Source organism: Brachybacterium sp. GCM10030268, assembly GCF_042666305.1.
Taxonomy (GTDB): domain Bacteria; phylum Actinomycetota; class Actinomycetes; order Actinomycetales; family Dermabacteraceae; genus Brachybacterium.
On record NZ_JBHTCW010000001.1, the window covers coordinates 105806 to 122642 of the forward strand.

Sequence of the window (16837 nt, forward strand, 5' to 3'; positions counted from 1 at the left end):
CCGTCCTACTCTGCCAGGCCGGGGCCTGCCGCCGGCGGCAGCCGGCGCACGAGGACTCGGTGGCGAGAGGCCGCGCCGGCGGAGCGGCGAGGCCGCCCCGCCGGAGCGGGTGTCAGCGGGCGGCGGCCTCCGCCAGTCCTGCCCGCGGGTCCTCGTCGGCCAGCGCCTCGCGCAGATCCTCGACGGCCCGCTTGGCCTTGCCCTCGACGTGGGTGGGCACCGCGACCTGCACGGTGACCAGCAGATCACCCGTGGTCTTCTTCGTGGTGATGCCCTTGCCGCGCACCCGCAGGGTGCGGCCCGACGGGGTGCCCGGTGGCACCTTGACGCTCACGGAGCCGCCGTCGAGCAGCGGCACCGACAGCGTGGTGCCCAGGACCGCCTCGTCGAAGGAGATCGGGACGGTCAGGCGCAGGTTCGCGCCGTCACTGCTCCAGACGGGATGCTCCTCGACGTCGAGGGTCAGCAGCAGGTCGCCCGCCGGGGCCGAGCCGGGACCGGGGCGTCCCTTGCCGCGCAGCCGGATCTTCTGGCCGTCATGCACGCCGGCCGGGATGCGCGCCGTCACGGTGCGTCCCTCGACGTTCAGGCGGATCTCGGTGCCCAGCGCGGCGTCGCGGAAGCCGATGCGGGTGCGGGCGGAGATGTCGGCCCCCTTCGGCGGGGCGCCGCCTGGTCCACCGGCGCCGCCGAAGCCGCCCGTGGCGCCGAATCCGGCCGGACCGCTGCTGTAGCCACCGCCGGCCTGCCCGCCGAACATGCGCAGGATGTCCTCGAGATCCGGCTCTGCCGCGCCGCCCCGGGCGCCGCGTGCCCCGGCGCCGGAGAAGCCGCCGCCCTGGCCGCCGAACATGGAGGAGAAGACGTCCTCGAAGCCTGCACCGCCGGGGCCGCCCTGGCCCGCGGAGAAGCGCGCGCCGCCGGAACCCATGGCATGGATCGCGTCGTACTGCTGACGCTGCTCGGGATCGTTGAGCACCGAGTAGGCCTCACCGACCTCCTTGAACTTCTCCTCGGCCGTGGGGTCGTCGGGATGACGGTCGGGGTGGAACTTCTTGGCCTTGGCCCGATAGGCCTTCTTGATCTCCTGCGCGCTCGCGTCCTTCGAGACGCCGAGGACCGCGTAGAAGTCCTTGTCGAGCCAGTCCTGTCCGGACATGTGCGTCTCCTTTCGGGAGCGTCAGGGGCTTCCTGGGGTCGGTGGGCGGTGAGTCGGTGGGTGAGAGATATGGGGCCGACGGGACACGCCCGCCGGGGCGGGGAGGGCGGGGCCCTGCCGGCCGGGTGATGGCCGGCAGGGCCCCGCGCCGCCCCTAGGTGCGACCGGTCAGGCCGGGCCGCGGGTGCTCACCCGCGCCGGTCGCAGCACGCGCTCGCCCAGGGCGTAGCCGGGCTGCATGACCTGCGCGATCGTGGTGGTCTCGGCGTCGTCGGCCTGCTCGTGCATCAGCGCCTCGTGGAGGTTCGGATCGAACTCCTCCCCGACGGCGCCGTAGCGCCTCAGACCGTGCGACCCGAGGGTGTCCTCGAGCTTCTGGGCGATCGAGTGGAAGGGGGTGCCCTCGGCGATGTCGCCGTGCTGACGCCCCAGCTCCACATCGTCCAGGACGCCGATCAGCGAGGTCAGGACACGGCCCACGGCCGCCTCCTTGCCCGCCTCGGCGGCGCCCTCGATGCGCCGGCGCGAGTTGACGTACTCCGCCTGTTCGCGCCTGAGCTGCTCGGTCAGCTCGGTGACCTGGCCCTCGAGCTCGGCCACCCGGCCGGCATCTGCCGGGACCCCGCTGCCGGAGTCATCGCCCTCGGCCGCCTGCTCGTAGAGCTTCGCGGCCTCGGCCTCGATCGGGTCGACGGGCTCGGCGCCCTCCGCCGGGTCCTGCTCGTTCCCGGCGGAGGCGGTCTCCGAGGCGCCGGAGTCACGGACGCTGCCGTCCTCCGGGTTCACCTTCCGCTTGTCGTTGAAGGAGAACCGGGGCTCACCCTCGGGGCGCTGCGCGTCGTCGGGAGTGCTCTGGTCCTCGCTCATCACTTCTTCTCCTCGTCCTCGTCCACGACCTCGGCGTCGACCACGTCGTCATCGTCCGACGAGGTCGAACCGCTCTCGGCACCCTCGGCCCCGGCGGCGCCCTCGGCACCCTCCTGCTCGGCCTGGGAGTAGATCGCGGTGCCCACAGCCTGCAGGGCCTCGTTCAGCGCGTCGCGCTTGGACTCGAGGTCCTCGGTGGAGGTGTCCTCGCTGGCGAGGGACTCCTTGGCCTCCTTGATGGCTTCCTCGGCCTTGGTGCGATCTGCATCCGGCACCTTGCCCTCGTTGTCCTTGAGGACCTTGTCGCCCTGGTAGACGAGCTGCTCGAGGGTGTTGCGGGCGTCGGCGTTCTTGCGGCGCTCCTCGTCCTCGGCGGCGTGGGCCTCGGCGTCCTTCACCATGCGGTCGATGTCCTCGTCGGACAGGGCGGAGCCGCCGGTGATCTGGATGGACTGCTCGTTGCCGGTGCCGCGGTCCTTCGCGGTCACGTGCACGATGCCGTTGGAGTCGATGTCGAAGGTGACCTCGATCTGCGGGATGCCGCGGGGAGCCGGGGCGATGCCGGTCAGCTCGAAGGTGCCCAGCATCTTGTTGTCCCGGGTGAACTGACGCTCGCCCTGGAACACCTGGATCGCCACGGAGGGCTGGTTGTCCTCCGCGGTGGAGAACACCTCGGACGTCTTGGTCGGGATGGCCGCGTTGCGCTCGATGAGCTTGGTCATCACGCCGCCCTTGGTCTCGATGCCGAGGCTGAGCGGGGTGACGTCCATGAGCAGGACGTCCTTGCGCTCACCCTTGATGACCGCGGCCTGCAGGGCCGCGCCCACGGCGACGACCTCATCGGGGTTGACGCCCTTGTTGGGCTCCTTGCCACCGGTCAGGGACTTCACGACGTCGGTCACAGCCGGCATACGGGTGGAGCCGCCGACCAGGATCACGTGGTCGATCTCGGAGACCGAGATGCCCGCGTCCTTGATGACCTGGTGGAACGGCGCCTTGGTGCGCTCGAGCAGGTCGGAGGTCATGTCCTCGAACTGAGCCCGGGTGAGCTTCTCGTCGAGGTGCAGCGGCCCGTTCTCGGTCATCGAGAGGTACTGCAGCGAGATGTTCGTGGAGGTCGAGGAGGACAGCTCCTTCTTCGCCTGCTCGGCGGCCTCCTTGAGGCGCTGCAGAGCGATGCGGTCCTTGGAGAGGTCCACGCCCTCCTTGTTCTTGACCTGGGAGATCAGCCAGTCGACGATCTTCTGGTCCCAGTCGTCGCCGCCGAGGCGGTTGTCGCCCGCGGTGGCCTGGACCTGGATGGTCGAGCCCTCCTCGTCCTTGCTCACGCCGAGCAGGGAGACGTCGAAGGTGCCGCCGCCGAGGTCGAAGACGAGGATCTGCTCGTCGTCGTTGCCCTTCTCGAGGCCGTAGGCCAGGGCCGCGGCGGTGGGCTCGTTGACGATGCGCAGCACGTTGAGGCCGGCGATGGTGCCGGCGTCCTTCGTGGCCTGGCGCTCGGCGTCGCTGAAGTACGCGGGGACCGTGACGACCGCGTCGGTGACGTCCTCGCCCAGGTAGGACTCGGCGTCGCGCTTGAGCTTGCCGAGGATGCGCGCGGAGATCTCCTGCGCGGTGTACTTCTTGTCGTCGATCTCGGTGCTCCAGTCGGTGCCCATGTGGCGCTTGACCGAGGAGATGGTGCGGTCGACGTTGGTCACGGCCTGGCGCTTGGCGACCTCACCGACCAGGACCTCGCCCTGCTTGGAGAAGGCGACGACCGACGGGGTGGTGCGAGCGCCCTCGGCGTTCGCGATCACGGTGGGCTGGCCGCCCTCGAGGACGGAGACGACGGAGTTGGTGGTACCGAGGTCGATTCCGACGACACGGGACATGAGTGCCTGCCTTTCTGCGACGGGAACGCCGCAAACGGGTTCGTGCGATGCCGGCCGCCGTGGGCCGGCGGCAAGCCTTGAGCTGTACGCACTCAAGTAGAGGACCCGTCGCGATCGTTGTCAATCCGGGACGCATCGAACTTGAGTACACCCGACTCAACTACGGGGATGCGCCGCACATTCCCGATCCGGAACGGCGTGACGGAGACCACGTCTTTGGCGTAGGTTCGCGGTACGAGACGATCCGTCGGACGATCCGGCGGGAGCCGATCCGTCGGACGATCCGGCGGGAGCCGAAGGAGGCATAGATGCCCGCGATCCGAGCCCTCACGGCGCTGCTGCCGGACCCTTCCCGGGCAGCACGGTCGCTCAGCACCGTATTCGGCTGGAGCGTGGAGAGCGACTTCGGGACGTTCGCAGCGCTACAGCTCCCGGGAGACGTCCCTCTGTGGATCAACGCCCCGGCGGACGGCGAGCCCGCAACCGGCAATCTCGTACTGCACCTGACAGCCGACGACGTCGACGAGTCGTTCCGCGAGGCCGTCGCGTGCGGCGCCCGCGCCGTCCGGCAGCCACAGGACATGGACTACGGCGAGCGCTCGGCCTCCGTCACCGTCGACGACGCTCCTGGTCTCGTCTTCGACTTCTCGCGCCCGCTCACGTAGATCTCAGGAGATCGCCTCCCGGCGTCGCACCATCTCGTCGATCCAGGCCGGGGCATAGGGCGATGTGCAGTTCGGGGGCGTGGGGTAGTCCTTGAGCACCTCGAGCCGCTCCCCGATCCGCCGCGCCCGCTCACGCAGCTCCGGCGTGTGGATGCCGATCTGCGCTAGGCAGTGGTTCATGGACCATTGCAGACGATCGGGGGCGTCCTTCATCTCGGCCTCGATGATGTCCAGGAGCCGGGACTGGTCGATTCCGTGCGGGTTATTCACCACCCGGTCGCTGGTCAGCGCCCAGCCGGCGCTGGCGACGACCGGATCCGGGCCCGCCGACCACGCCTGGCGGAGCTCCTCGCGGTGTGGGCTCTTCTTGACGATGTAGTTCACGAGCCAGTCGTGGACCTTGGGAGCGCGAGCCTCACGCAGCATGGCGTCGAGTTCATCGCGGCCGAACTCCTTGGGCCGCGAGATGAGCACGGCGAGCAGTTCGGCAGAGGTCTCGCCGGTCGACCACAGCTCACGGGCAAGATCGGGCTGCGTCTTGAGTCGCTTGGCAAGGGCGCGAAGCGCGGACAGATTCACGCCATGGTCGTCGCCGCGCTTCTCGTTGACGGCCCGAACTCGCGGGTCCTCGAGCGAGGCCAGCTCCTCCAGCACCTCGGCCGCCACCGCGGTCAGGTCGTCGGCATCCTGCTCGCGATCGGCCAAGTGCTCGTCCTTCGGTCTCGGAGTTACGCGCAGGATACGTGCAGCCACCGCGAGCGGCGTCGCAGGCGACGCCCTCAATCCGCTGACCTCCTCCCGTGTCCGCGACAATGTCGCCATGTCTGCATCCGACCTGCCTCCCTCCGCGCGCCGCACCGTGCAACTGAGCACCTCCGACCAGCCAGCGTGGATCGTGAAGGACGAGGTCGACGGCGGCTGGGTCCTGCAGATCGGCGGGGTGGAGCAGTCCCATGTCGACCTCGAGGATCCGACGCACCTCGTGCACGAGTACCTGCGGCGGATGGCGAACGTGCTGGACGAGGCATGGCCGCGTCGCCAGCCGATCCGGATCGCACACCTGGGGGCGGGCGCCCTGACCCTGGCGCGGTACGTCCAGGCCACCCGGCCGGGTTCCGCGCAGGTGGTCGTCGAGATAGAGCGCGAGCTGCCGACGCTGGTGACCTCCGCGCTGCCCCTGCCCACCGGGACGGATCTGGACGTGGTGATCGGGGATGCCCGCGCCGAGCTCGCGGCCATGGGAGTCCGACGATTCGAGGCGATCGTGCTCGATGTGTTCTCCGGCGAGTCCTCCCCCGCCCATCTGGCCACGCAGGATTTCTATGTGGAGGCGCTCGAGCACCTGACGGACGACGGCGTATTGCTGGTCAACGTCGGCGACGACGCCGGCCAGCAATTCCTCGCACGTCAGGTGCGCGAGCTCGAGGAGGCGGCGGCCGCGCGCGGCCTCTCCGGGGTCTGGACGCTGACTCACGCAACGCTGTTGTCGCATCCGGCCGACGGGAACATGGTGCTTCTCGCCGGCGGGGCACTGTCGTCACCCGAGGTCGAGACGTGGCGGGCGGCGTGGAAGAAGGCCGGCCCGCACCCGGCCGCGGTGCTCGACCCCGCCGAGACGGTCGAGGCCTTCGGCTGAGCCGGTTATCCACAATCTCTGCGACTGGAGGACGCGGGAGACGCGGGCCAGATAGCGTGCAGGTGACCTGACGCACTCCCGGAAGGCATCTCCATGCCCCGTCGCCTGTTCTCCGCCGCGGCCGCCGCCGCTCTGACCCTCGGCCTCGCGGCATGCGGCGACGGTAGTGACGGCCCCGTCACCAGCCCGCCCCCTGACGTTACCGTCACCGGCGGTGGCAGCGACGGCGGAGGTGCCAGCGACGGAGGAGGCTCCGATGGCGAGGGCGCGCCCAGCGACGGCGGAAACTCCAGCGATGGCGGCGGCAACGGCGAAGCGGACCCGAGCGCAGCCGCCCCCGATATCCCCCCTCCCGATCCTGCGGAGTATGCAGGCATGGACGAGCACACGCCGGAGGGCGCGGAGCAGGCGTTCCGGTATTACATCGCCGTCTCCATGTGGGCGCACCAGACGGGGAGCGACGAACTACTCAAGACGCTGCAATCCGATGCGTGCGAAGGCTGCGCATACTTGAACGAAGACCTAAAGCAAATTGCAGACGGCGGACATTATTGGAGCGAGGTCGAAGTGACTGACATCGCCACAGCAATCCATGAATCACCCAACTTTGAACACGAGATCGGATACGAATTCGAGCTTGGCCCACACTCCCGCCCGAGCCCCGACTTCTCTGGTCGACAGAATGTCACCCATCTCGAGTACACAGCTATCGGCGGGATGAGCTGGACGTCTGGAGAGTGGACTGTCAGCGAAATGAGCATTGAGTGGAGCGAGAATGCTCACAGCTAATCGACACATCCACCGAAAACACAATCTAGTCACGATCTTTCTCGCCGCCATCATTCTATTTTCCGCCCCACTCAGTGCCGAAGCAGACGACCCGCCAGTAGAAGGAAAATTAACGCCAGAAGAAATTGCAGCGTCTCTGGAAGATGCCACGACAGACTCGGGCGAGTCTACCGACTCCTCATCGACGACAAACGATTCATCGGATGGAAACGCACCAAAATACAGCTATGTCTGGGAAGCCGTTTCCGCATTCGACGATTGCGAGATGTCCGCCGACGCCGCGTGGCAGTGCGACCCGGACGCTGCATCCTGCGAATCAGACAGCGCGCCCATGCGCGGCAATGGCGACGTCATGTACAACTCCAGCGGTGGCGGCGGCGGAGGCGACACCGACAGTGAGGGAGTCACGCAGCGCGGCACGCGTATCGACAACGAGACTGGAGAAGAAACCGACATGGGGTTCCGGTGCGCCATGCCCGGGTCTCCTGAGATGGCCGAGGCCGAACCGATCGTCATCACTGTCACCCAGAGCGATTTCGCGCAGATGCCCGTCGATCCGCTCAAGCCTCATGCCGGACCGGTCGATGGCTGGCTCCCGGTGAACATGGTCAACGTGCTCTACGCCGAGGCCGAGTCCCAGGAACTCGAAGTCACGCTCCTCGATACCCCCGTCGCCGTCCGAGCGACGCCCGTCTCGTACCACTGGGACCTCGGCGACGGGAACACGATCACCACGGACAACCCCGGCGAGCCATACCCCTCCGAGGCCGTCTCCAGCACGTACACGCAGGAGGGCTGGTACGACATCACCCTCACCACGACATTCACCGGGCAGTTCTCCGTGAACGGCGGGGAATGGCAGGACATCGAGGGCTCGATCGAGATCGAATCGGAGTCCGTGCCCGTCTACTCCAAGTCCTTGGAATCCAGGCTCGTCAACGGCAACGTCCCGGTCGACGAGGAGGAAGACCCCTGGATACCCGGGCGCACGACAGACACCGAAGGCCCCAAAGACCCCAGCGCCACGCACCGCACGATCTGAGGCACCATCCGGCCGTACGCCCGACACGCTGGAGACGGCGTATACATCCCGTCAGCTGGGTCATAGGCTCGCCACCATGACCGCCAACGACGACGCCTCACCGGACATCAAGCCCCGTAGCCGCCAGGTCACCGACGGCCTCGCCGCCACCGCGTCCCGCGGCATGCTGCGCGCCGTGGGAATGGGCGATGACGACTGGGACAAGCCGCAGATCGGGATCGCGAGCTCCTGGAACGAGATCACGCCGTGCAACCTGTCCCTGGACCGTCTCGCCCGCTCCGCGAAGGAAGGCGTCCACGCAGGGGGCGGATACCCGCTGCAGTTCGGCACCATCTCCGTCTCCGACGGCATCTCGATGGGCCACGACGGGATGCACTATTCCCTCGTCTCCCGCGACCTCATCGCCGACTCGGTCGAGACCGTCATGCAGGCCGAGCGCCTCGACGGCTCCGTGCTGCTGGCGGGCTGCGACAAGTCGCTGCCGGGCATGCTCATGGCCGCGGCCCGCTTGGACCTGGCCAGCGTGTTCGTCTACGCCGGCACGATCATGCCGGGCCGCGTCACCCTCACCGACGGCACGGAGAAGGACGTCACCCTCATCGACGGCTTCGAGGCCGTCGGGGCCTGTCGGCGAGGGCTGATGAGCCGCGAGGACGTCGGCCGCATCGAACGCTCCATCTGCCCCGGCGAGGGCGCCTGCGGCGGCTATTACACCGCCAACACGATGTCGACCGTGGCCGAGGCGATCGGCATGTCGATCCCGGGATCCGCCACTCCCCCGTCGGCCGACCGTCGCCGCGATGCCGACGCCCGCCGGGCCGGCGAGGCCGTCGTCGGCATGCTGCGCCGGGGCATCACGTCGGGCGACATCATGACCAAGCCGGCGTTCGAGAACGCCATCGCGGTGGTCCAGGCGTTCGGCGGCTCCACCAACGCCGTTCTGCACCTGCTGGCCATCGCCCACGAGGCCGGGGTCGACCTCACCCTGGACGACTTCGCCCGCATCGGCGCGAAGGTCCCCCACCTCGCCGATCTCAAGCCCTACGGCCGCTACGTCATGAACGACGTCGACCACGTCGGCGGCATCCAGGTGGTCATGAAGACCTTGCTGGACGAGGGACTACTCGATGGCGACTGCCTCACCGTCACCGGCCGCCCGATCGCCGAGAACCTCGAGGTCCTCGCACCGCGCCCTGCTGACGGAACAGTGCTGCGCCCCGCCTCGGCGCCGATCGCCCCGACCGGCGGCATCACGATCCTGCGCGGCTCGCTGGCCCCCGAGGGCGCCGTGGTGAAATCCGCCGGGTTCGAGGCCGATGTCTTCGAGGGCGCTGCCAGGGTCTTCGACCGCGAGCAGCAGGCGATGGATGCCCTGAACGACGGCACCATCACCCACGGCGACGTGGTCGTGATCCGCTACGAGGGCCCCAAGGGCGGCCCCGGCATGCGAGAGATGCTCTCGATCACCGGCGCGATCAAGGGCGCCGGGCTCGGCAAGGACGTGCTGCTGATGACCGACGGGCGCTTCTCCGGCGGCACCACCGGACTGTGCGTCGGCCACATCGCGCCGGAAGCCGTCGACGGCGGCCCGATCGCGTTCGTCCAGGACGGGGACCGCATCCGGCTCGACGTCGCCAGCGGCGCCCTGGACCTCCTGGTCGACGAGGTCGAGCTGGCGCGCCGGCTGGAGGGCTGGACTCCCCTGCCCCCGAAGTTCACCAAGGGGGTGCTCGGCAAGTACGTCACGCTCGTGAAGTCCGCGTCCAAGGGCGCGATCCTCGGGGACTGAGCGGTCATGGCCACGTTCGTCCTCCTCCACGGCGCCGGCGATGTCGGATGGTCCTGGCACCTCGTCGAGGCCGAGCTGAGGGCGCGCGGGCACGACGTCGTGGCGCCCGACCTTCCCTGCGAGGACGAGGCCACAGGCCACCGGGAGACCGCAGACGCGGTCATCGGCGCCGTCGGCGATCGGCAGGACGTCGTGGTCGTCGGTCATTCCTTCGGGGGTTTCACGGCCCCGCTCGTCGCGAGCTGGATGCCGGCGCGAGTGCGAGGACTCGTCTACCTCGCCGCCATGATTCCCGCTCCCGGCGAGCGCGCCGGCGATTGGTGGTCGAACACCGGCTACTCGCAGGCCGTCGAGAACCAGGCCGCGCGTGACGGCGGCGTGACCGGCCACGAGGATCCCTTCGTCAGCTTCTTCCACGGGGTCCCGGACGAGTTGGCGGAGGAGGCGATGCGCCGCTCGCGCGGTCAGTCCAGACGGTCCTTCGAGGATCCGTGGCCGCTCGAGGAGCATCCGCAGGTCCCGACGCGGTTCCTCCTGTGCCGCGAGGATCGCTTCTTCCCTGCGGACTTCCTGCGCCGCCTCGCCCGCGCGCGACTCGGAGTCGAGGCGGAAGAGGTTCCCGGGGGCCACTGCGTCGCCCTCAGCCACCCCCGGGAGCTGGCCGACGCCTTGGAGACCTCGCTCAGCTGACTCCGGTGAGCAGTCGTCGAAGAACTGCCGCGGTCTCCTCCGGGCTTCCGCACGCGTCGACGCGATGGGCGCCCGGGCGCAGCGCGAGGACCTGATCGATCGAACGCACCAGGTCGCCCGCGTCGGCCGGGCCGACGAAACGGTCGTTGACGGTGTGCTCCGGCCGGTCCGGCCGTTCGCGCCGGCCTGCCAGTCGCCGTGCCAGGGTCGATTCGTCGAGAACCAGCACGGCCTCGATGAACCGGGCCCTGCGCGCGGCGGCGAGACTCTCGAGCTCCTCGAGGAACGCCGTGCGCGCCAGATACTGCCCGAGGACGACGTCGTAGCCGTCGGTCAGGTGCCGATCGATCATCGCCACTGCGAGTCGGCGGGCCTGCAGCCCTGCGGCCGTGGGATCGCGTTCCCAGGTCCCGAGGGAGTGCTTGATGGTGTCGATGTCCAGCGCGAGCGCCAGGGGGCGCTCGGCCGCGAGCGTCGAGGCGAGAGTAGATTTCCCGCTGCCAGGTGCACCGCCGATGAGCATCAGCGTGGGCGTGGCGGAGATGTGTTCCTTCATGCCTGACTCCCGGGGCGCCGAGCTGTGATCGCGGCGTGGGGCCGCACGCCCGGATCTTGGCGCTGCTCCACCTCGAGCACGTCGAATCCGGCGCATCCCAGCAGCTCGGCCATATGAGCGGCAGGCCAGTACTGGGCGGTGGCCACGGCGTGGTCGAACGCCTCCTGGCACGGCCCGTCGAAGAAACCGAGCAGGAGCGTCCCGCCGGGGCGCAGCGCGTCGTGCAGGATCGACAAGGTCTCGGGCACCTGGACCGGATCGAGATGGATCAGCGAATACCATGCCAGGACCCCGCCGTACCTGCCCGGCTCGTGGACCAGATCTCCGAAGGATCCGGCTCGATAGGCGACTTCGGGGTGGGCCCGGCGGGCGATGTCCAGGAATTCGGGCACCGGGTCGAGGCCTTCGACGTCGTGACCGAGCGAGGCCAGGTGCGCGGTCCAGTGCCCGGGCCCGCACCCGGCGTCGAGGATCGGCCCGTGCACCTCGGCCGCCCACGTCTCGATACGGTGGCGGTCCGTCGGAGCCATGGCATCGATGCTGCCAAGGAGGTCGGAGTACTCCTGGGCACGCCTCGAGTAGGCATCGACGGCGCTCATGAGGCGCGCCAAACTTTCTGCGCGGCGGACCAGAGCTCGCGGGCGCACTCAGCGGGGGCGGCGTCTGAGGTGGTCCGCACGAGTCGCTCGGACGGAAGAATCTGCCGCAGCATCGCGGCATCCTGGCGTGCGTCATCGGTCAGGAGTTCGCTCTCCGAGCGCGCCCGAAGGCGTGCTGTTCGCACGTCGTCGTCCACCTCCCAGCCGAGCAGTCGCAGATCCGCCGGGTCCTGTTCTGGCCCTGGGACCTGGGTGAACAGCAGCATCGGGAACCCCGCGCGGGTGACGATGTCACTGATCCGGTTCCACAGACGATCGTAAGCGGGCCAGATCGGTGCCGCTGTCGGGTCCGCGATCCTGACCCCGAGCAGTTTCCCGTCCTGCAGGATCTCGTCGATGTCAGCGACGGCGGCTCGACCGTGCGCAAGCTCCACGAGGTGGGGCAGCACGGTCGTCTTCCCGGTTCCCGGTGGCGCCGCGATGCGTACGAGCTCGTCAGAGCACGTCGGGCTCGTCCTCGTCACTCCGGCCCTCTCCACGTCAGTTTCACCGAGCATCCGCGCAGCGGGGCCAGCCCCGTCACCCGATGCTTGCGTGCGGCGCGCCGATACCCGGATCGATCTTCGGCGCCTCCCCCGAACCGGGTCGGATGTCGATGTCGAAGATGTCCAGCGGCAGGTACACCGTTGCACAGGCATTGGGGATGTCCACGACGCCGGAGAAGCGGCCTTCGATCGGGGCGGCACCGAGCAGTAGATACGCCTGCTCCTTCGACCACCCGAAGGTCGAGAGGTAGTCGATGGCATGCAGGCACGCGCGCTGGTAGGCGAGATGGGAATCGAGGTATCGCTGCTCGCCGTCCAGCGTCACGGAGGTGCCGGAGAAGGAGAGCCACTGACTGTGCTGGGGCGCCGTGGTGCCCGGCATGAAGATGGCGTTCTCGGTGACGCCGTACTTGTCCATACCGCCCTCGATGACATCGACGTGGACGTCGATGAACCCTCCCATCTCGATGCCGCCGCAGAAGGTGATCTCACCATCTCCCTGCGAGAAGTGCAGGTCGCCCACGGAGAAGTTCGCGCCGTCGACGAAGACGGGATAGAAGATGCGGGTCCCCTTTGTGAGGTTCTTGATGTCCTGGTTGCCGCCGTTCTCCCGCGGTGGTGCCGTGCGGGCGGCCTCTCCCGCGACACGATTGCTCTCGCCCTCGGGCACATCGCCGAGAACCGCCCCGTCGGGCTCCGGAGGTAGCGCCAGCGGCGGAACCCGGTCGGGGTCGGTGGCGATCAGTGCGGCCTCGCGGTCGTTCCATGTCGTCAGCAGCTCGGGCGAGGGCGCGGTGCCCATGAGTCCGGGGTGGATCATGCCGGTGAATTCGACGCCCGGCACGTGCCGGGACGTGGCCCGATCGCCCTGGAAATCCCAGACGGCCTTGTAGGCATCGGGGAACTCGTCGGTCAGGAAGCTGCCGCCGTTGCGCTTGGCGAAGATGCCCGTGTAGCCCCACCCCTGCCCGGCCAGGGGCCCCTCATCCTCCTGCGGGATCGGGCCGACGTCGAGGATGTCCACGATCAGGAGATCGCCGGGCCGTGCACCCTCGATCCGGATCGGCCCGGACAGGGCATGGACGGTGTTCAGCGGAGCCGACGCGATGTCCTCGGCGGAATCATCGTTCTTGATGTATCCGTCGAACCACTCGCGGCAGTCGACGCGGAAGGTGTCGCCGGGCCTGACACTGACCGTCGGCGGGATCTCGGGATGCCAGCGGTTGTGGCCACGCTTCTGCTGATCGGTGAAGGCCTTCGTCGAGTCCAGCGGGAAGACGTTCTGGGGCATGATCTCTCCTTCCACGGCGGCGGAGCCGATGCCCGGTCCCACCGGATTGGGGTGATGCGGTTCAGGGGCGAGGCAGGCGCGCGTGGCGAGGGTCCGTCGTCGTGGGGGCGGAGTTCCCGGACCCCGTGCCGGGGATCCGGTCCACGACCCCCGGAGCATCCGCACTGGCCTGGGTGCGTTCGATGAGCTGCGCGCGGTCGAACCCCAGCCGGCCGAGCCGGGCCGAGCTGATCAGCCGGACCGAGGCGCCCCCGCACGCAGGGCACGTCGCCTCGCGCGCCTCGGCGTTGATCGGGAGCATCACTTCGTGCACGTGCGAGCTCTCGCACCGGAATTCGTACAGCGGCACCTCGACCTCCGAGCCTCGCCGTGCGCGCGGCCGCCACGCGGACCGATCACGTGACGTGCGTCATAACCATTGCCACTCTAGCCTGCTCGCCGACCAGCCGTACAGGAACACTGGAGCCGTGATGGCGACGTGATCCGGCGGCCCGCACGGCGGACGCGCGGCGCAGCCGTGCTCCCGGCCCGCCGCCCATCTGTCGGAGCCCGTCCGTAGCGTCCAGGCATGGCTCAGAGGATCGCGAACATCGCAGACCCGCCGAGCACTGCGCTGCGCGAGCGGGAGCAGATCCGGGACCTGCTGGTCGGGGAACGCCCCGATCTCGCGCAGCGGATGCAGGTGGGCCCCAGCGGCGCGCTGGTGATCCCGCTGCCGACGGGCGGCAGCATCGAGATCGGTCGGATGCGCCGGCGCGGCGCCGCACGCTGGGTGGTGGTCTCCCCGGAGGCCGACCGCGCCCGCCTGCGGGAGCCCGCGAGCGTCGGGGCGGTCGCCCGCACGGCGCTGGCAGCGCTGGATCGAGTCAGCGAGGCGCGATGAGGTCGGCCAGCATCGGGATCTGGACGTCCAGGATCTTCTCGCCGACGGCGACGGCATCGGGTCCGAGCTGAGCGAACACGTGGGCGCTGATGATGCCGATCAGCCCGCTCCAGGCGGTGACGGCTCGGGCCGCCGTGGCGGCATCGGCTCCCACGCCGAACTCCTCGAGGCTCTCTGCCAGCAGTGACTCGACCTCGGGCGGCATATCGGGCCGGGCACCCGGAGGTACGGCGCCGTCGTAGGAGCCCGCCGTCGAGGCGTCGGCCGCGATCGCCAGCACGGTGCCGATGGTGCGCGTACCAGCGGCATTGGTGGTCTCGGCCGGAGCGGCGTAGTCGCGCACCGGTGTGCCGTAGAGCAGCGTCCACCGCTCCGGTTGGGCGATGGCCCACGCGGCCATGGCCTCGCCCAGCGCGATGAACCGCGCGCGCGGATCGTCCCCGGCGCCGGCGACCGCCTCGTCGGCCGCGTCGGCCAGATCGCTGTAGGCCTCCACGATCAGCAGGGTCAGCAGCTCGTCACGGCTGCTCACGTAGCGGTAGATGGCGGAGGAGACCATGCCCAGGCCGCGCGCGATCTCGCGCACGCTGAGCGCCGCCGGGCCGGATGCGGCGAGCTGCGCGTTCCCGAGCTCGACGATCCGTCGCATGGTGCGTTCGCGCGCCTCGGCGCGCGGGGTGCGGGGCGGCCGGGCATTCGCGGTCTCGCTGGCGGACATACGGCCATCCTGCCACAGACAGAGAGCACCGCTCTTGACTTCGACCCGAGAGCAGTGTTCACTGATTCCACAACAGAGAGCAGTGCTCACACTTTGGAGGCCGTCATGCATCACCTGGTTATCGGAGAAGGACAGATCGGGCGCGCGATCATCGAGCGCGCCCTCGCCGACGGGGACGAGGTCACCGTCCTGCGCCGCACCCCCGTCCCGCCGTCCGCCGGCATCGGCCGGGTCACGGGCGACGTGCTCGACGAGGCGGCGCTGGCCGAGGCCATCTCGGAGGCCGACGCCGTCCATGCCACGTTCCACGCCGTCTACGACGCACGGGTCTGGGAGCGCGACCTCCCACCGCGCGAGCGCGCCGTGCTCGATGCAGCAGCCGCGCGAGGAATCCCCGTCATCTTCCCGGAGTCGATGTACGGCTTCGTGGGAGAGGCCGGCGATCTCGTCGAAGGCGCCGCCCCGACACCCCGCGACGCCAAGGGCCGGGTGCGCATCCAGCTGCTCGAGCAGCGCCGGCAGCATCCGGCGCGCACTGTCAGCATCATCGCCTCGGACCTCATCGGGCCGACGGCACTGGGCACCGGAGCCGCCGTGGTCACCACGATGCTCATCGAACGGATCGCCGCCGGCTCCCGGCCGATCCTCTTCGGGTCCGCGAGCGCCCCGCATACATTGACCTACATCCCGGACCTGGCGGTCGCGATGCTCCACGCCGCCCGGAACGCCGAGCGCCTGGCAGGCGGGGCTTCTGCGCCTGATGGCGCCGGTGGCGATGCCGTCCTGCACGCCCCCTCGGCCCCTGCCCGTTCGCAGTCCGAACTGATCGCAGCCGCGTCCGAGCTGCTCGATCAGCCGGTGCGTCGGCCCGTGCCGATCCCGCGCGTCGCGCTGCGGATGCTGGCAGCGCTGAACAGCTTCGCGCGCGAGCTGCACGGGATCTCCGGGCTCTGGTACGCGCCGGCGGTCCTGCGTCCCGGTGTCCTGACCAGCCAGGAGGACCTGGCGCCGACGTCGTGGACCGACGCGCTGCGGGACACCGCGCAGGCGGCACGGGCGTCACAGCTGGCGGGGTCGGCGGGGACGGCAGGGGCGACGGACCCGCGCAGCACCGTCTCGGAGAGCACTGCGTCGCAGGGCGCGCCTGATACGGAGCATCCGGTCGGCGCGTGAAGACGCAGGAGCCGGCTGCTAGCGTCGGCGGCATGAGCGCCACGCCGGAGAACGCAGGGAAACCAGAGAACTCAGAGAACGCGCAGCGGCCGAGGAGGACGGAGCCCTCCACCGCCGCGGGCTCCGCCAGCGCGTCCGTCCACCTCGACGTCGTCATCGAGCGGCCATGGCGCGAGGTGTACGACTACGTCAGCGATCCGCGCAACCTCCCCCGCTGGGCGGCGGGACTGGCCGGCGGCGATGTCCAGCGCGAGGTCTCGCAGTGGTCGATGAACTCTCCGATGGGCCGCGTGCTGGTCAGCTTCGTCCCGGAGAATGCCTACGGAGTGCTCGACCACACGGTGACGCTGCCCGACGGCGAGTCGACGCTGAATCCGATGCGGGTGCTGCCGCTGGACGAGCAGCGCAGCGAGGTGCTGTTCACGCTGCGCCGCGGCAGCATGTCGGATCAGGAGCTGGAGGAGGACGCCTCGGCCGTCTCGGCAGATCTGGCCGAGCTGAAACGCGTGCTCGAGAGCAGCTGAGGCGACGTCCCCTGCTGTGGGGCGGAGCCGCCGCTGT

Annotated in this window: 19 protein-coding genes; 9 read left to right on the forward strand and 10 right to left on the reverse strand. The window is 69.4% G+C overall.

The annotated features are described in order from the left end of the window. Positions 1–112: 112 nt before the first annotated feature. From ACFQRD_RS00500 to dnaK, 3 genes are all read right to left on the reverse strand, one after another. The gene (locus tag ACFQRD_RS00500; RefSeq protein ID WP_377019152.1) at positions 113–1159 is read right to left on the reverse strand and encodes a DnaJ C-terminal domain-containing protein; all 1047 of its coding nucleotides are present in this window, start codon (positions 1157–1159) and stop codon (positions 113–115) included. 168 nt (positions 1160–1327) lie between these two features. Beyond that, positions 1328–2026 (reverse strand): nucleotide exchange factor GrpE, encoded by a 699-nt coding sequence (locus tag ACFQRD_RS00505; protein WP_377019151.1) that lies wholly within the window; start codon positions 2024–2026, stop codon positions 1328–1330. After that, positions 2026–3900, reverse strand: coding sequence for a molecular chaperone DnaK (gene dnaK / locus ACFQRD_RS00510; RefSeq protein WP_377019150.1), 1875 nt, complete (start codon positions 3898–3900; stop codon positions 2026–2028). The genes ACFQRD_RS00505 and dnaK overlap by 1 nt, the downstream gene beginning before the upstream one ends. A 308-nt stretch (positions 3901–4208) precedes the next feature. Between dnaK and ACFQRD_RS00515 the strand changes: the two genes are divergently transcribed. Further along, positions 4209–4565 (forward strand): VOC family protein, encoded by a 357-nt coding sequence (locus tag ACFQRD_RS00515; protein WP_377019149.1) that lies wholly within the window; start codon positions 4209–4211, stop codon positions 4563–4565. Positions 4566–4568: 3 nt separating this feature from the next. Here ACFQRD_RS00515 and ACFQRD_RS00520 read toward each other — a convergent pair whose 3' ends face one another. After that, complete coding sequence (locus tag ACFQRD_RS00520; RefSeq protein WP_377019148.1) at positions 4569–5270, reverse strand: DNA alkylation repair protein; 702 nt, start codon at positions 5268–5270, stop codon at positions 4569–4571. A 115-nt stretch (positions 5271–5385) separates the two neighbouring features. Between ACFQRD_RS00520 and ACFQRD_RS00525 the strand changes: the two genes are divergently transcribed. The 5 genes from ACFQRD_RS00525 to ACFQRD_RS00545 all read left to right on the forward strand — a co-directional run bounded on the left by ACFQRD_RS00525 (position 5386) and on the right by ACFQRD_RS00545 (position 10511). Then, positions 5386–6201, forward strand: a complete 816-nt coding sequence (locus ACFQRD_RS00525) for a spermidine synthase (protein WP_377019147.1) — start codon at positions 5386–5388, stop codon at positions 6199–6201. 93 nt (positions 6202–6294) lie between these two features. Beyond that, positions 6295–6990 carry a DUF6318 family protein gene (locus ACFQRD_RS00530; protein ID WP_377019146.1) on the forward strand — a complete coding sequence of 232 codons (696 nt, stop codon included), beginning with the start codon at positions 6295–6297 and terminating at the stop codon, positions 6988–6990. Further along, positions 6977–8032, forward strand: coding sequence for a PKD domain-containing protein (locus ACFQRD_RS00535; protein WP_377019145.1), 1056 nt, complete (start codon positions 6977–6979; stop codon positions 8030–8032). The genes ACFQRD_RS00530 and ACFQRD_RS00535 overlap by 14 nt, the downstream gene beginning before the upstream one ends. Positions 8033–8108: 76 nt before the next feature. After that, positions 8109–9821 carry a dihydroxy-acid dehydratase gene (ilvD, locus tag ACFQRD_RS00540; protein WP_377019144.1) on the forward strand — a complete coding sequence of 571 codons (1713 nt, stop codon included), beginning with the start codon at positions 8109–8111 and terminating at the stop codon, positions 9819–9821. A gap of 6 nt (positions 9822–9827) precedes the next feature. Continuing rightward, complete coding sequence (locus ACFQRD_RS00545) at positions 9828–10511, forward strand: alpha/beta fold hydrolase (protein WP_377019143.1); 684 nt, start codon at positions 9828–9830, stop codon at positions 10509–10511. Here ACFQRD_RS00545 and ACFQRD_RS00550 read toward each other — a convergent pair. The 5 genes from ACFQRD_RS00550 to ACFQRD_RS00570 form a co-directional block, all read right to left on the reverse strand. Next, positions 10504–11067, reverse strand: a complete 564-nt coding sequence (locus ACFQRD_RS00550) for an AAA family ATPase (RefSeq protein ID WP_377019142.1) — start codon at positions 11065–11067, stop codon at positions 10504–10506. The genes ACFQRD_RS00545 and ACFQRD_RS00550 overlap by 8 nt on opposite strands. Continuing rightward, the gene (locus ACFQRD_RS00555) at positions 11064–11666 is read right to left on the reverse strand and encodes a class I SAM-dependent methyltransferase (RefSeq protein ID WP_377019141.1); all 603 of its coding nucleotides are present in this window, start codon (positions 11664–11666) and stop codon (positions 11064–11066) included. The genes ACFQRD_RS00550 and ACFQRD_RS00555 overlap by 4 nt, the downstream gene beginning before the upstream one ends. Further along, the gene (locus ACFQRD_RS00560) at positions 11663–12190 is read right to left on the reverse strand and encodes a hypothetical protein (RefSeq protein ID WP_377019140.1); all 528 of its coding nucleotides are present in this window, start codon (positions 12188–12190) and stop codon (positions 11663–11665) included. Before ACFQRD_RS00560 ends, ACFQRD_RS00555 begins: the two co-directional genes overlap by 4 nt. Before the next feature lie 55 nt (positions 12191–12245). Then, positions 12246–13502 carry a formamidase gene (fmdA, locus tag ACFQRD_RS00565; RefSeq protein ID WP_377019138.1) on the reverse strand — a complete coding sequence of 419 codons (1257 nt, stop codon included), beginning with the start codon at positions 13500–13502 and terminating at the stop codon, positions 12246–12248. 61 nt (positions 13503–13563) lie between these two features. Next, a complete protein-coding gene (locus tag ACFQRD_RS00570; protein WP_377019137.1) occupies positions 13564–13851 on the reverse strand; it encodes an FmdB family zinc ribbon protein in 288 nt (95 codons plus the stop codon). Positions 13852–14070: 219 nt separating this feature from the next. Here ACFQRD_RS00570 and ACFQRD_RS00575 point away from each other — a divergent pair, with 219 nt between their 5' ends. Beyond that, positions 14071–14385 (forward strand): hypothetical protein, encoded by a 315-nt coding sequence (locus ACFQRD_RS00575; protein ID WP_377019136.1) that lies wholly within the window; start codon positions 14071–14073, stop codon positions 14383–14385. On the opposite strand, the gene ACFQRD_RS00580 is transcribed toward ACFQRD_RS00575, so the two are convergent. Beyond that, positions 14369–15103, reverse strand: a complete 735-nt coding sequence (locus ACFQRD_RS00580; RefSeq protein WP_377803250.1) for a TetR/AcrR family transcriptional regulator — start codon at positions 15101–15103, stop codon at positions 14369–14371. The genes ACFQRD_RS00575 and ACFQRD_RS00580 overlap by 17 nt on opposite strands. Positions 15104–15208: 105 nt before the next feature. On the opposite strand from ACFQRD_RS00580, the gene ACFQRD_RS00585 reads away from it, so the two are divergent. Together ACFQRD_RS00585 and ACFQRD_RS00590 are read left to right on the forward strand one after the other, a co-directional pair. Continuing rightward, on the forward strand, positions 15209–16276 hold the full coding sequence (locus tag ACFQRD_RS00585; RefSeq protein ID WP_377803251.1) for an NAD-dependent epimerase/dehydratase family protein: 1068 nt from the start codon (positions 15209–15211) through the stop codon (positions 16274–16276). A gap of 32 nt (positions 16277–16308) precedes the next feature. Then, positions 16309–16800, forward strand: a complete 492-nt coding sequence (locus tag ACFQRD_RS00590; protein WP_377803252.1) for an SRPBCC family protein — start codon at positions 16309–16311, stop codon at positions 16798–16800. The last annotated feature ends 37 nt before the right edge of the window (positions 16801–16837 follow it).